Origin of the sequence: Bradyrhizobium pachyrhizi (assembly GCF_001189245.1) — a bacterium.
Classification (GTDB): Bacteria; Pseudomonadota; Alphaproteobacteria; order Rhizobiales; family Xanthobacteraceae; genus Bradyrhizobium; species Bradyrhizobium pachyrhizi.
Genome location: NZ_LFIQ01000097.1, coordinates 37,344 through 51,527, shown reverse-complemented (window position 1 = coordinate 51,527; position 14,184 = coordinate 37,344). Strand labels below are relative to the sequence as shown.

At 56.2% G+C, this 14,184-nt stretch carries 9 protein-coding genes; 5 read left to right on the top strand and 4 right to left on the bottom strand.

What is annotated here, in order from left to right; genetic code table 11:
* Positions 1 to 319 (bottom strand): autoinducer binding domain-containing protein (locus AKL29_RS41090; protein WP_193395249.1); only part of this gene is annotated, 319 nt, incomplete at its 3' end.
* A 1,121-nt stretch (positions 320 to 1,440) separates the two neighbouring features.
* On the opposite strand from AKL29_RS41090, the gene AKL29_RS24790 reads away from it, so the two are divergent.
* The 4 genes from AKL29_RS24790 (at position 1,441) to AKL29_RS24770 (ending at position 7,701) form a co-directional block, all read left to right on the top strand.
* A complete protein-coding gene (locus tag AKL29_RS24790; protein ID WP_082190703.1) occupies positions 1,441 to 2,325 on the top strand; it encodes a TauD/TfdA dioxygenase family protein in 885 nt (294 codons plus the stop codon).
* A gap of 1,402 nt (positions 2,326 to 3,727) precedes the next feature.
* Positions 3,728 to 4,963 carry an acyl-CoA dehydrogenase family protein gene (locus tag AKL29_RS24780; RefSeq protein WP_050385976.1) on the top strand — a complete coding sequence of 412 codons (1,236 nt, stop codon included), beginning with the start codon at positions 3,728 to 3,730 and terminating at the stop codon, positions 4,961 to 4,963.
* 646 nt (positions 4,964 to 5,609) lie between these two features.
* Entirely contained in the window at positions 5,610 to 6,869 is a 1,260-nt protein-coding gene (gene ectB, locus AKL29_RS24775; RefSeq protein WP_050385975.1) for a diaminobutyrate--2-oxoglutarate transaminase, read from the top strand.
* Positions 6,859 to 7,701 (top strand): 2OG-Fe(II)-dependent halogenase WelO5 family protein, encoded by an 843-nt coding sequence (locus tag AKL29_RS24770; protein ID WP_050385974.1) that lies wholly within the window; start codon positions 6,859 to 6,861, stop codon positions 7,699 to 7,701. The genes ectB and AKL29_RS24770 overlap by 11 nt, the downstream gene beginning before the upstream one ends.
* A 1,014-nt stretch (positions 7,702 to 8,715) precedes the next feature.
* On the opposite strand, the gene AKL29_RS46735 is transcribed toward AKL29_RS24770, so the two are convergent.
* The 3 genes from AKL29_RS46735 to AKL29_RS24760 form a co-directional block, all read right to left on the bottom strand.
* A complete protein-coding gene (locus tag AKL29_RS46735) occupies positions 8,716 to 9,141 on the bottom strand; it encodes an NAD(P)-binding domain-containing protein (RefSeq protein ID WP_160321784.1) in 426 nt (141 codons plus the stop codon).
* Positions 9,142 to 9,572: 431 nt separating this feature from the next.
* Complete coding sequence (locus AKL29_RS24765; RefSeq protein WP_082190701.1) at positions 9,573 to 11,270, bottom strand: MFS transporter; 1,698 nt, start codon at positions 11,268 to 11,270, stop codon at positions 9,573 to 9,575.
* 591 nt (positions 11,271 to 11,861) lie between these two features.
* Positions 11,862 to 12,338, bottom strand: a complete 477-nt coding sequence (locus tag AKL29_RS24760) for an Lrp/AsnC family transcriptional regulator (protein ID WP_050385982.1) — start codon at positions 12,336 to 12,338, stop codon at positions 11,862 to 11,864.
* 226 nt (positions 12,339 to 12,564) lie between these two features.
* On the opposite strand from AKL29_RS24760, the gene AKL29_RS24755 reads away from it, so the two are divergent.
* On the top strand, positions 12,565 to 13,968 hold the full coding sequence (locus AKL29_RS24755; protein ID WP_050385973.1) for an aspartate aminotransferase family protein: 1,404 nt from the start codon (positions 12,565 to 12,567) through the stop codon (positions 13,966 to 13,968).
* Positions 13,969 to 14,184: the final 216 nt, after the last annotated feature.

Sequence of the window (14,184 nt, the reverse complement as noted above, 5' to 3'; positions counted from 1 at the left end):
GGGGCAGTTTTCCATGGCGCGCGACACGCGGTTCGTATCCGAGTCCCCATCGAAAGGGTTCCGTCTGGCGAATCGCCCGACGTAAAACGGGGTCGACCGTTTCGTATTTGCGCAACAAATAGCGAGCTGTCCAGGAGGATAGATACGTAGAAATTAAAGTCGGGGAATTAGCCGGCCCGTGCGGAAGTGCAAGATATGCGAAACACGTCAAGTTCAACGCCCCAGTTATACACGCCATGCTCTGTTGAGCAGCGTGGCGGTCTGTGCATCCGGTCAGCTGATCGACGAAGGTCTGACGTCCGTGACGAACGCGCACCATCCGTTCTCATCGGTGCTTGCCAACCTTGCGGCACCTACGCGCGGTAAGTAATTTGTTGGTCTGGCTCATGCGCGGGGTTGGGCTCTCGGGCTGCGGAGTTGCCGTTCGATTGGCGAGGCCGTGGTAGCTTGGAGGTCTGCAGATAAGAACCTTGTGCTCGAATGCGGCCAAAACTGGAAGACGGCATCCTCGTACGATCGGTCTGGTAACGCGTCCTTGATCATTTATAATTTCGAATTCTGACAGTGAGTTAGACGGACCTTCTTCCGTCCGGAGTGTCGCCTTAGCCCTGTTAACCAGCGTGTGGTTGTCAAGCCGGGGATCTAGTACAGCTTCGTACCTTCGTTGAACTCTTCCTGGATAGTCTGATCTACCATTCATGGGGAGGTTTCTCGAATAACATTCGGCGTCAAAGATGAGTCGAAAGGTGGAATAAGCCAGGGACTACGGCGCAACGACTCGCTCGGAGGCCCCTGAAGCACGACTGGGCTCGGGATGTTGCATCATTTCATTTCTCCAAAATCCCCGGCCATGCGTGACGCCTCGATGAACGAAGCACACATTATAATGGATATTCCGAACAAGAACTTGTTACTTGCGCGTCAGTTCTAATTCCGAAATAAGACAATCTATGGTAGAGTGTCGCGGGCGGCTCCAAATTGAGATGCTCTGACGACTTAAGCTCACGCGCTATCCACCTCGTCCGCTTGTGGCCATGAGTGTGCCTATTGCAGTAGCTCCGTTGGCTAGGCAGTTATTTCAAGAAAATTTTAGGAGCAGGCTTGCTGACGAAGCGAACATTGCGCTTGGTCGGAAAGAAGAATGGTTTCGTTTCATGGACGGGACGCCGAATGTACGTAAGATTTGCGAAGCTAGAATGATGGGTCCAGCAGGTCCATTCTGACAATGATGTCCGTGGGTGCTCACTTTCGATTAGGTTCTGATCGCGACCGCGCGATGACCGCCAATGACATGGCTTTTACCGGTGTTCTCCACGAGAAGACATTGCGGCTGAGTAAACGGGCGGCAGTACCCAGAGTATGCCGGGTGAGCTTCCACCGTCAATTCTGCCAACCATGTGCGTAGAGTTTGTTTAGTGTCACGATAGTGAGGTCATGATCATGAGCGATACGACCATCATCGACATCATTCCGCGAGCGGACATCGTCAAGCACGGAACCCGACTAGGTAGCGAGATCAAGAACATCAGACTCTCCGATGAGTTGTCAGACGAAGCAGTCCAAGCCATTGCTCGATTGCTCCTCGCGCACAAGGTCATCCTCTTCCGTGATCAGGCGCACCTGGATGACGCCGAGCGGCAGCGCTTTGCCGTCCGACTTGGTTCGCTCATACCGCGTTCGACAGTCCGTGGAATCGGGGCAGCATGGTTAGCAATGGCGTCGGTCGGCAGCAGCCGTTCTGCCAACCAAATCCACATGGATGTCAGCATCGGTGAGGCATGCTCAAATATTCCGGTTCTGCCCAACCTCGTTGGTGGCGGCATCGTTTGGTCGAGTACTGCGGCCGCATACCTTGATCTTCCGGAGCCGCTACGGATGCTCGCCGACGACCTTTGGGCCGTGCACTACAGTGACCATCATTGCGCCGTGAGCGGGGGCGCCGCAGAGGCGGACCGGCTTCATCTAGACGGCGTCTTCGCTCATCCGGTGGTCTGTGCTCATCCCGAGACTTGCGAACGGATGCTCATGCTCGGACATTTCGTACAATATTTCGTCGGCCTACAGAAGCGTACAAGCGAAAGGCTATTCAACCTACTTCAATCCTACCTTACCGCGCCGCAAAATACCGTGCACTGGAGCTGGAAGTCGGGAGACGTTGCGATCTGGGACAGTTGGGCAACTCAATATTACGCCGTTAAGTATTTCGGCGATCGAGACAACACGTTGAGCCGGCTAATCGGCGACGACGATGCATCCCTTGGTAAGGCTGGTTGTCTCACCGCGCATATCAAGCATCAAACCGACAGATGGTCAGGGGCGGCGTGATGGCGGCCCGCTGATCGGTCTACTATGACACGCGCTACGCACAGGCCGGCATTATGTCCCACCGCGAGGAGCGGTGTTAACTGGGGAGCATTTGACGTTGAAAAGTGTGCTTCCGATTTGCGGGTACTGTTCGAGAAGGCCCTATCCAGAATTGAGGCTTGGCCATGCAGATGGCGCCTCGCCCCTCGGAGTCGACGGTGATTGAACAGCTAGCAGCAGGGGGCCAATTTTCTCCCTCAATGGCGATCTCAATCGCGGCAGGCGATCGGACAGGTAGCTATCATCGCCGCGGTGCCAAAGTGGCCGAACCTATGTTCCGCACGTCCGGCGGCTTCGTGCGGCGTCTCGCCTTGTGCGTCCACCTGCTTGACGCCTTGCAGGTTCGGCACCCGAAGTTCATACGGCATCCGGGCCGCCGACGGAATCAATCAATGTCACAGCGATTCCTTTATGATCTTACTCCCGCTGGTTTCCCCCGCGGCTTGGCAAGTTCGGAATCATCAGGAGACGTACAACCACGTCAGAACATAGCGCCCGCTTTGTGACTGTATCTGCCACACAGGCCTCGACTGGAAGACTGCGCCTTGGTGCAAGCACAACGTCCGTTTCCTGCCTAACTCATCCAACGGATCGACAAGGCCTTGAACCTGGACTGGCCGAAACGAGCACCTCAATCTAGCTGGCCAAGTGATCACTGCGCGGCCGGTTGCCACGGATGCTGAGATTGCCGCCTTGAATAATTAGAACGCGAAACTCGCACGATGGCTGATCGACTGCTCACGAAGACGATCCTGCATCGGGGGAGCCGGATTCAGAGGTCGTCGCTGATCAAACTCTGGTGCGGGACCTAGCTAACAATTTCCCATTTTGCTCTGAGATTTGTATCTTACTCCGGACGCTGACGGCTGGTACCGGCGCGAAACGTCGACGGGCGTTCCCACCGCGGTGGTCTGCCTCTGCCCATGCGCCATGATGAGATGGGCGCTGATCAGGTTATCTGCGCTTTCTTGGTGACCGTTCGGATCGAGGGCAGGGTCGGAACCGCCGATTCCGGGCACCGCTCGAGATTGAGGACTGTCATGAATGCGGCCAGTGGTGAAATACTGGAAGCGCAAGAATCCCGCTCGCTAAGATTCGCGCTTTGCTCGCCGATGGCACAAGAGGCCCAACACAGCAAGACTGGCGATTGAAGCTGATCGCTCGTGTGGCCCCTCAAGTTTGGGAGTTGCGCATGAAGTGGCTGAAGCTGGATAACCTTGGCTTGAAGGGCGGTTGCCAGTACGCGATCGCGCGGTGACAACTTGACCCGTCGTACGCTCGTCGTCGCGCAAAGACGCCAGCAGGCGTTGCGATGCGGCCGCTCGGTAAAACAAGTGCGCAAGCCCAGAAAGAAGCTCGTCCCATGGATTTCACGATGTCGCCGAACCAGAAGGAATGGTTGCACCGCGTGCAATTGTTCATGAACAATCATGTCCGACCCGCGATGACTGTCTACAAGCAACAGGATGAGGAGGGTGATCGGTGGAAGCTGATCTCCGTAGTGGAGGATCTGAAGAAGAAAGCTCGCGCGGACGGCTTGTGGAACTTGTTTCTGCCACCATCACTCGATGACGACGATGAATTCCGCGGAGCTGGGTTGGCAAACTTGGAGTACGCGCCGCTTGCGGAAGAGATGGGTCGTATAGGCTGGGCTTCGGAGGTATTTAACTGCTCAGCACCCGACACAGGCAATATGGAAGTCCTAGTCCGCTACGGCACAAAGGAGCAGAAGCGGAAGTGGCTCAAGCCTTTAATGGACGGTGAGATCCGCTCTGCCTTCTTGATGACGGAACCTGCCGTGGCTTCGTCCGACGCTACCAATATCGAAACGCGGATCGAGCGCGACGGCGATCATTATGTCATCAACGGCCGCAAATGGTGGTCGTCCGGTGTGGGCGATCCCCGATGCAAGATAGCAATCGTGATGGGCAAGACCGACTTCAAGGCACCGCGCCACCAGCAGCAGTCGCAGATTCTGGTACCTTTAGACACCCTCGGCGTCAAAATCGAAAAAATGCTGCCCGTTTTCGGCTATGACGATGCGCCACAGGGCCACGGCGAGGTGCTGCTCGAGAATGTCCGCGTGCCTGCAAGCAATCTGTTGCTGGGCGAGGGCAGGGGCTTTGAGATCGCGCAAGGTCGGCTCGGCCCGGGTCGCATCCATCACTGCATGCGCACCATAGGCAAGGCCGAAGAGGCTTTGGAAAAGATGGTCTCGCGACTTGGATCCCGTGTTGCTTTCGGGAAAAAGCTCGTCGAGCACTCCGTTTGGGAGCAGCGCATCGCTGAGGCGCGCATCGACATCGAGATGAGCCGGCTCTTGTGTCTGAAAGCAGCCGACATGATGGACAAGGTCGGCAACAAGTCCGCGCAGCTCGAAATCGCTATGATCAAGGTGGCTGCACCGAACATGGCGCTCAAGGTCATCGACAATGCAATTCAGGCCTTTGGCGGTGCGGGGGTCGCCGACGACGCTGGCCTAGCGCGCGACTATGCGTTGGTCCGGACCATGCGTTTGGCGGACGGTCCCGATGAGGTGCATTGCCGCGCCATCGCCCGGCTGGAACTTCGGAAGCATGCAGATGCGCGGGTGAATTGAGCAGAAGCAGCGGGCGCCCGGCCAGCGCTCCGTTCTTCGATCAGCAGTGGCGATCCCAACGCGACGAAACTTCCGCGCCTTGCTGTGAGCTAAGCGGCAGCAGGTGCGCGGATAGCGACAACGCACTCGGCCAAGCGAGCGAGCCAGCATGCACGTCCCCAAGGCTCACGTTGGGAGCCATCGATCGAGCCATTCGATCGTAAGACAGGTCATCAAACTCTAGAAGATAGATATTGTTTCCTCAGCAGATGAGACACGCCAAAATCGTAAGAGTCGTTCGCTCCGGGCGGAAATTGAGAATACTACCAGCGTTAGTAGCTTCTTTGTGCACCGTCCACAGGTAAGTAGAAGTAGCCGTTTCGAGACTTGCGTCATGCGGCACAACACCAAAACGTAATCGTGGTGGCTCTGTTATCCGCAGCGGAATAGAAATGGGCTTACTGCAGGAATAACTCGTTGCGAACGAGAACACCACGCATGCGGCAATTAGTGAACGATATCGTTTGTTGCACCTCGAGGCGCCCAAGGGTAGAGCGGCCCATGGTCTCGGTATCTGCTTCGCGGAGGTTAGGGTGAAGAATATCCTGCGCAAACCAAATCGGGTGTCGCTCTAGACGCGACGCCTCTTAGCAGATTGGCTCTTAGAATGAACACTGACGCTTTCTCAGCTTATGAGTCTAACGTCCAGCGCTATGGCCGCTCGTTTCCTACAGTATTTACAAAGGCCCTTGGTGCGACAATCTGGGACGAGGCCGGTAAGAACTATCTTGATTTTCTTGTCGGGTCCGGCGCGCTCAACTACGGACACAATCATCCGAATATCGTCGCGCCAGCAATTGAGTATCTCGCCAGCGGAAACATCCTTTTGTCGCTCGACATGTACACCGTGGCAAAGCGTGAATTCATAGAGGCGTTCGTTGAGTCGGTCCTGAAGCCACGGGATCTTACTTATAAGATTCAATTCCCTGGACCAACCGGCACAAACGCGAATGAAGCGGCGCTCGCGTTGGCGCGAAAAGTGACGGGCCGCTCGAGCGTGATGGCCTTCACAAATGCGTTTCACGGCATGTCACTCGGATCACTGGCGGTATCAGGTGCTGCGTCGACCAGAGAGCTAGGCGGAGTTGCTCGCCACGATGTGATCCGCGTCCCCTATGACGGTTATCCGAACCGCTCTTTCGACTCCGCAAGCTACATCGACTACGTCTTGGGTGATCCAGGGAGCGGCATAGAAAAACCAGCCGCAATCATTCTTGAGACGATCCAGGCAGAAGGCGGCATGAATGCCGCATCCGCAGCTTGGCTCAAAGAAATTCAGCGGATTTGCCGCAAGCACGACGTTGTCTTGATCATCGACGACATTCAGGCAGGTGCGGGACGAACGGGCGATTTCTTCTCCTTCGAGTTCGCGAAACTCCAACCGGACATTGTGTGCCTTTCGAAGTCCCTAAGCGCTTCGGGCAATCCGTTGTCCATTGTTTTGATTCGCCCTGACATCGACATATGGAATCCTGGGGAACATAGCGGTACTTTCAGAGGTAACAATCTTGCCTTCGTGACTGCAACGGCCATGTGCAGATTGTGGTCGGACAAGGAGTTTGTCGCAGCCGTCGCAAAGACAGCGGTCAAATTGCAAGAGCATCTTGATCGTCTCGTTGAGAAATATCCCAATTGTATCGAGCAAAAGTGCGGCCGGGGCTTGATGGCTGGCCTTAAGTGCCGCTCACAGGCTGTCGTCGGCCGTGTTCACGATGTTGCATTTGAAAATGGTCTGTTGATCGAGTCTTCAGGACCGAATCGCGATGTCATTAAGATCCTTCCGCCTATAACCATTACGGACGGCGAACTCGATCGTGCCATCACCATCCTCGATAACGCATTACAGGAGAAAGCAAATGGTGACTGACCATATATCCAAGGCTCCAGCGATTTCGCCTCTTGCTGTCCGAGATCGGACAGGCTCTGTCAGCATTGGGGAGGTCATCGCGGTTTTGAATGGTGAGATCAACGGCCTGCACATAAGGCGTGCCTTCAGTACCGAAGTGGCCGAAGAAATCACTGCGAACTTCACTCACAATCCTGGTCTAAAGGAACGAAGAGATGGCGTTCCTGGACAATATGTTGGCGCATCTCACTACAGAACGAGCGCCGCAGCTTACTATCCAGAGTCTGAAAGTGTGCGCCCTTTCGTCGAGGCTCTTTTTGGAGATTTCATTGATCCGGTCCATGGATTATTCGACGCTTTGAAGCGCGAGCTTCACAAGCGGAATATCGAATTGCGACTGGCCCGGTCGGCGAGGGGCCAGGCTAACATTTGTCGGGCGTTCTGCTGGTCCGGCGCAGGCTTGTTTGCCTTGGAGCCTCACGACGACGTCGCGCAAGTGTCGAATGCCGGAGATGATTCCGAGATTTCTGCGGTAGCAAAGAACACCGTAGTCGCGCTCAACTTCTATCTCCGCGTGCCAGAGGAAGGCGGCAATTTGCGGATATGGAGTCACAAGCCCACAGTAGTCGACCGAAAGTCGCAGGGCGTGGAGACTACAGGATATCCGTATTCGTTAGGCTATCTTGAGGCAATTCCCAATCACGACTTTCAGCTCAGGGCGGGAGATATCGCCCTGATCGACGGCGGCTTTATTCACGCCGTCACCGCACAATCAACAAACGGAAGGCGCCGTCTTCTGTTGAACAACTTTCTCGGGTTTGCACGGCCGGATCTTGTTCTCTGGTGGACTTGAAAGTCAACGTGACAAGAACCGAGTAGCTCCGAAAAAATCGCGATGGTCAAAAGATCTGGTATCGAGCAACAATTCGACGAAACGTCGCATTGATTAAGGATATCAGGAGTGAAGTGCGCCGTTGATCATAAGTCGATTGGATGGTCAACGAGGAGACCGCCAAGGTCACAACAACGAAGGAAGTGGTCGATGCTCAAACACCGAGCGTGAAGCATATAAGGTGATCGGCAAGGTGTTCGATCGTAGCAATTCTCTGTAAGTCAAAAATGTGCCCAGAAAGGGGCGCGGCGTATTTGCCAATAAGCATTGTCGCGATAAAAGACATTGAGGTGGATGAGGAAATAACGCACCGCTACATCAATATGTCAGCTTATCCTAAGACTATAAATTTCATTGACTAAGCTGCGACGGAACGAAATCCTCTTCGTTTATATTTATTTGAAGCGGTAACCCGGAGCAAGCAAACGGCCTCACAGGTCCCGGCGCGGCAACTATATGAAGCTGTCTGATCCTCATTGGGAGCTTCTGCTAATTGTGCTGACGAGCGAGGGCACTGGCTTGCTCGCCAACGTGGTTGCCGGATGCGGCCTTGGAAGACAAAGGTATGCGAGCAAGCTGTTGAATGATCTTGGGCCCGGTGTCCAGCCGGCTCGTACCGTGCTTATCGGGGGGCGCCGTGGTTGCGGATGCGGCAACGCTGGGTGCGGGCTGGGGGCAAGGTCACAATCCGCGACCGTTCGATACTCCGGCTTCGCGAGTTGAAATAGAGGCATTCGAAAGCGGCGTTCGTGTCTAGCTTAGGACAATCGTAACCGGCGTTGGCGACCCACCCGGCTACCCCTTGGTGAGCCCGCGATAAGCGATCCGAGATGATGGTGAACAGCCTACAGATTTGATGGCGCGCAGGCTTTCGAAAAATGATCGCACGGGCTTTCGAATGGTGTGAGGTCCGATAGTGGGCCATTTCTCCGGTTGCAAGCAGCTCGGGGAATTGAACGCCGACGAGCTTGATTATCATCCGCTAGGTGCGTGAGGGTGAGCCTTAAGGCCGGCCTCTCGAAGCGTGGTTGAATATTCCCGGAGGTACATCGTTTGGAGTTCTATCGCTGGTCGTGGAGGTTCTGCCAGACCCGTTATTAAGCACTTCCACATGCGCTCAGGATCCAAGCCTGCCTTGACGCCGATAACCATTGCCTCCGCAGATGCGGCGCGAGCGCATTCGCCGATGGAAAGTTGGTGACCAGCTTCATAGTCTAACCAAGACCCGGTCGATCGACCACGATAACGACTCGCTAACCAAGCGAGTCGAAAACCCGGTTTTACGTGCAGTTCACCAGGCCCGGAGACGATAATCGTCGGTTTACCTTCGGAAGCCCCCGAGAGACTGCCGCTCACGGGCGCATCTAGGAGAACGATGTCGCGCTCTGCCAAAGCTGCCACGATTTCCGGACTGGCACGGCGAAGTCGCCGAACACGAGACCAGGCCGCTGACCATGCGCCTCAAACTGGCTGGTTGCGCCAAAATGCACGCATCGAAAACGTCGATCTGCGGACCCGCGCAGCATCGAGCGCGTCGTTTTCGCCAAGCTCGTCCGCGGCGACTAGATCGATTGCAACGCAAACCTGCTCATCCTCTCAACACAGCTTGAGTGTTTGAGTTGACGTGAAAGCTGGAACGGGCCGGATCACGGGTCTCTGTACCGTCGCGCTGAGTCGCTCTGAACAAACAATTGCGGTCGATTAGGGCCGTGCCTCTGCCTGGTCGTCTCTCGTGCCGATATCAGGCAGGTCGGTGACCAGGAGTCACTCATGATCGCCTCCTCTAGCCAATAACTGGCGGCCCCTGCCTGCTTGCAACCACTAGGCGCGAGTTAGTTGGCGGCGTGGCCGGACACGTCCTCTCTCGAGCAAACCAATCCGAACGGACGCTCCAACATCCGGCGGATCCGGACACGCTCAGAGCCTATGTGAAAAGCCAGCGCTTGCTGATCTAGCGCGCGCTCTGACAGGGTGGAGCGACTGCGTTGCCGCAAATAATCGAGCCATGTCGGACAGTGATAGCGCTCGGTCCACAGTTCGGCATCGGCGATGTCGCGCGCGATCGACCAGCCGTAAGCGCCGTTGCGTTGACGCGAGAGCTGCACTTCCTGCATCAGGTTGTGAAAGGTCCGCGCACTCTCTTGCGCGACCCTATATTCAATCTCGACCACGAGTGGACCACTGCGATCGGTGAGCGCTAGTCGCACCTCTGGATCCGCCAACGCCTCGGCGTCTTCACCCCGGGCGCCGATGCGCGGCATGCGCAGCTGGAGCCCAATGAGTGGGGAGAGCAGCGTAAGGGCGGAGGAAGCCAGTAGCGCAACCGCAACGCCAGCGTCATCGGTCAGACGCCCCCAACCCCAGCTGCCGATCGCTATGCCGCCCGAGATCGCAGCCTCGTAGGCCGCAAACGAACGGCCCGCCACCCAGCGCGGCGCGGAGAGCTGTATGGCGACATTAAACAACGTCAGTGCCATCATCCATCCAGCGCCAGCCAAGACCAGTGCGGCAGCGGTCAGAATCGGGTCGCGGCTCAACGCCACGACCGCGGTCGAGCCGGCCATAGTGAGCGTGCAGGCGCACACAGCGCCTTCGCCGTTCATGCGCTTCCGCACTTCAGTAAGTCCGAGCGCCCCCAGGACGGCGCCAAAGCCAAAGACGCCGAGCATGATACCGTAGGTCTGCGCACCACCATGCAACAGATCGCGTGCAACCAGCGGCATGAGCGCCAGAAGCGAGCCGCTGACGAGGCCCATTAGCATGCTGCGGGTCAGCACAATCTTGATCGACGGCGAACTGGTGATGTAACGCACGCCCGAGACAATCGCACGACCAAGTTGCTCGCGTGGTAGCCGCGACGACGGCGGAATGCGTTTCCAGAGGAACAGCGCCAACTTCAGCGGCAAATAGAGCAATGCGTTAAGCGCAAACGCTGCGACTGCGCCCCCCATTGCAACCACAATACCGCCGAGTGCCGGCCCGAAGCTGCGCGCGATGTTGTAGCTGATGCCGTCGAGCGCAACAGCTGCTGGCAGCGCTTCGGCCGGCACTTGCTCGCTGACGGAAGATTGCCAAGCCGGCCCCCTCAATGTGAGGCCGCTGCCGATCAAAAAGCAAAGTGCCAGCAACAAATTTGGCGTGATGAGGCCTAGCCAATCAAACACAACCAGTCCGATTGCACCGCAAAGCTCGATCGAGAGCGCAACTATTGCCACGATGCGTCGGTCATACATGTCCGCAATTGCGCCGGCCGGCATCGAAATCAGCATCACGGGCAGCATGAGCGCCGTCCGTACCAGCGCTACCTTATCGGCGGACGACGTCATCTGCGTCATTGCCCAAGCTGCGCCGACGCCCTGGATCAGCTTGCCGAGATTGGCGAGCAGGCTCGCAACCCAAATTCGCCGGAATGCCGGGAATCGTAGCGGAGCCGTGATCCCAGCGCTGCTCAAGGTCTGTAGTCCGACCTGGCCGGTGATATCGGCTCGCTTGTCGCTCCGGCCGCCTTGAGTGTCGAGCAGATCGGTCATTGTCCAGGTAAGCTGCCACTAGCGGCTCGGGAAGCACTGTTTCAGAGTCGTCCACTTGTGGACGTTGCGTTCGCAAGCGTGATGAGAGACGCCAAGGTCCTGAGCCATCATTGATGATTGGTATTTGGCACATTGCGCGCGGGAGAATTCACGTCCCGCCCTACAAGCGTGAGGGTGAAGTACCTGTCGCACTGTTTTGCCATTTGGCCCGACACGCCCGCGTCGTTTCTCGTATGGGACGAAAACGGGTCTGCCTTCGCCTGATTTGAAGATCGATGCCGTTTGTAACTGAGAGGATTAGTTGCGGTCAGGGTCCTGAAACTGAGGTCGCTATTTGGTGTCGAACGTCTGAGTTCAGCACCTTGATGACGTCGTCAAAGTTGATGCTCGATGCAATTGAACCAAACGCCATGTTCGCGGCTTTGGTTTCACCTTTCCAAACATCAATCAAACAAGATTCTCTCGGGCGCCTTGGAAGCAGTCAGAGTAAAGCAGCGACAATGCAGGTTTTTCGCGTTCTATGCGAGTGAGCTATGAAAAAGCGCGCCAATGGGTGGATTCATGAAGTGAGATATCTGCGCGAGGCCTTGGTCAATCCTCGGGAGGAGTTTCAATTGGAACGGCAAAACCGACCTTTACGCGGTCCACCACAACCAATGTTTTGAAGCCCTTGATGTTCGGGTTCTCATAGAAAAATCGCCGTGTAAACTGCTCATAATCCTCCATGCTACGCGCGGTAATGTAGAGGACAAAATCAGCGTCGCCGGTGACGTAAAATCCATTGACGACTTCAACCGAGGATTTGATGGCCTTCTTGAACCTGTCGATGATATCCGAACGCTCACGTTCAAGGCTCACCATCACAAGCATCTGAATGGGTCTTCCGACCGCCTTCGCCGAAACGATTGAGACGTCGGCCTCGATGATACCTTCCGAACGGAGTCTCTTCAGTCGACGTTGACACGCGGTGGCAGAAAGCCCGGCCATCTCGCCGATCACCTCGGAAGTTAGACGGTTGTTCTTTTGCACGATCTCAAGAATGCGCGCGTCTGTTCGATCATACTGCATAATTGGCTCCAGCCCCAAGGTGAATTGCAGCGCCAAATGCCTGTGTTGCGCAGGAAATCCTCCGAACGACAGGAGATACGATGCAAATATCTTTGCGACATCAGTATCCTGAACGCATGCGCATTTCAACAAATGGCAGCGTGGGACTTCGAAGCGCGGTCTCGCCGCAGTTCTTGCGCCCAAACGACTGCTTTGCGAATCCTGCAGCTTGAGAGAGTGGTGCACAATGACCATCAACATCAAAGAGATTAACGAAAAGGACAAAAACGGCGTCCTGCATCCTTTCACACAGCTCAAGGATTATGCGACGGGCAAGCTTGGTGAGCCCACGATTATCGAAACTGGTAAGGGCATCCGAATCAAGGACGCTCACGGCAACGAGCTCATCGATGGCTTTGCCGGTATGTACTGCGTCAATATTGGTTATGGGCGCACCGAAGTCGCTGAAGCAATCTCGCGCCAAGCCTACCGCCTTGCCTACTATCACTGTTATGCGGCGCACACGACCGATGAGTTGGCGATCTTGTCCGATCGTCTCGTCAAGATGGCGCCGGGAAAGATGAGTAAGGTCTTCTACGGGATGTCCGGCTCGGACGCGAATGAGACCCAGGCGAAGCTGGTCTGGTACTATAACAATCTACGGGGGAAGCCGAAAAAGAAGAAGATCATCTCGCGCGAGCGTGGTTATCACGGCTGCAGCGTTCTTTCCGGTTCAATGACAGGTATGACCTTCTATCACGACCAAATGGATCTTCCGTTGTCGCAGATTGTGCACACCGGTGCCCCCCACCATTATTGGGGTGGGAAGCCGGAGGAGACCGAGCGCGAATTCTCCGCGCGTCGCGCGGCTGAGCTTGACCAGCTCATCGAACGCCTTGGCGCAGAAAACGTCGGCGCCTTCATCGCTGAGCCGGTCCTCGGAACTGGCGGTATTACCCCCCCTCCGGACGGGTACTGGCAGGCGATCCAGGCTGTTCTCAAGAAGCATGATGTTTTGTTGATCGCTGACGAGGTGGTGACTGGCTTTGGCCGGACCGGGTCGATGTTTGGTTCGCAACACTACGGAATCGAACCCGACTTGATTACCGCCGCCAAGGGCCTGACTTCCGCTTACTTTCCGCTATCCGCGTCGATCGTGGGCGAAAAGATCTACAAGGTGTTGGAAGACGGTGCTGATAAGGTCGGTGCGTTTTCGCATGGCTACACGTATTCGGGTCACCCGATTGGTGCCGCAACCGCAAATGCCGTTCTCGATATCGTTGAGAAAGAGGACCTTCCCGGCAACGCCCGCGAAGTCGGCGGCTATTTCCAGGCCCGGCTCAAAGAGAAGTTCGTGCAGTTACCGATCGTTGGTGAAGTGCGCGGGGTCGGCCTGATGGGTGCGATCGAATTTGTCGCCGACCGCGACGAGAAGAAGCGGTTTGATCCATCGCTCAAGGTTGGTGCTCGCGTCTCCAAGGCGGCCCGCGATAGGGGGCTGATTGCCCGCCCCATGCCGCACGGCGACATTCTTGGGTTCGCTCCGCCGCTTGTGACCACCAAGGCTGAAATCGATGAGATTGTTTCGATCACCGAAAGCGCGGTCCGGTCGGTTATGGACGAGCTCGTCCGTGATGGTGAGAAGATCTGAAGATCTAGAACGGCGGCAGGCATTCGGTCGTTGTTTCCTTGGGCGCGAACGCTGAAGGCTGATCTGCGCGCCATCATCCAAATCTCATTCGCATGGACGCGTGAGATAATGGCGGCCGTCGCTTCGGCGAGACATTGAGGGGATCACATCAATGTTTCGCTGGAATCCGGCGAGCGCGTTGGATGCGAGCGCGTTGGGTGGCCGAGTGCCAGGACG

Excerpts from the sequence above, each read along its gene's own strand:
- AKL29_RS24780 (WP_050385976.1), top strand. The coding sequence starts at position 3,728 with ATGGATTTCACGATGTCGCCGAACCAGAAGGAATGGTTGCACCGCGTG.
- AKL29_RS24765 (WP_082190701.1), bottom strand. The coding sequence starts at position 11,270 with ATGACCGATCTGCTCGACACTCAAGGCGGCCGGAGCGACAAGCGAGCC.
- AKL29_RS24790 (WP_082190703.1), top strand. The coding sequence starts at position 1,441 with ATGAGCGATACGACCATCATCGACATCATTCCGCGAGCGGACATCGTC.
- AKL29_RS24755 (WP_050385973.1), top strand. The coding sequence starts at position 12,565 with ATGACCATCAACATCAAAGAGATTAACGAAAAGGACAAAAACGGCGTC.
- ectB (WP_050385975.1), top strand. The coding sequence starts at position 5,610 with ATGAACACTGACGCTTTCTCAGCTTATGAGTCTAACGTCCAGCGCTAT.
- AKL29_RS24770 (WP_050385974.1), top strand. The coding sequence starts at position 6,859 with ATGGTGACTGACCATATATCCAAGGCTCCAGCGATTTCGCCTCTTGCT.
- AKL29_RS24760 (WP_050385982.1), bottom strand. The coding sequence starts at position 12,338 with ATGCAGTATGATCGAACAGACGCGCGCATTCTTGAGATCGTGCAAAAG.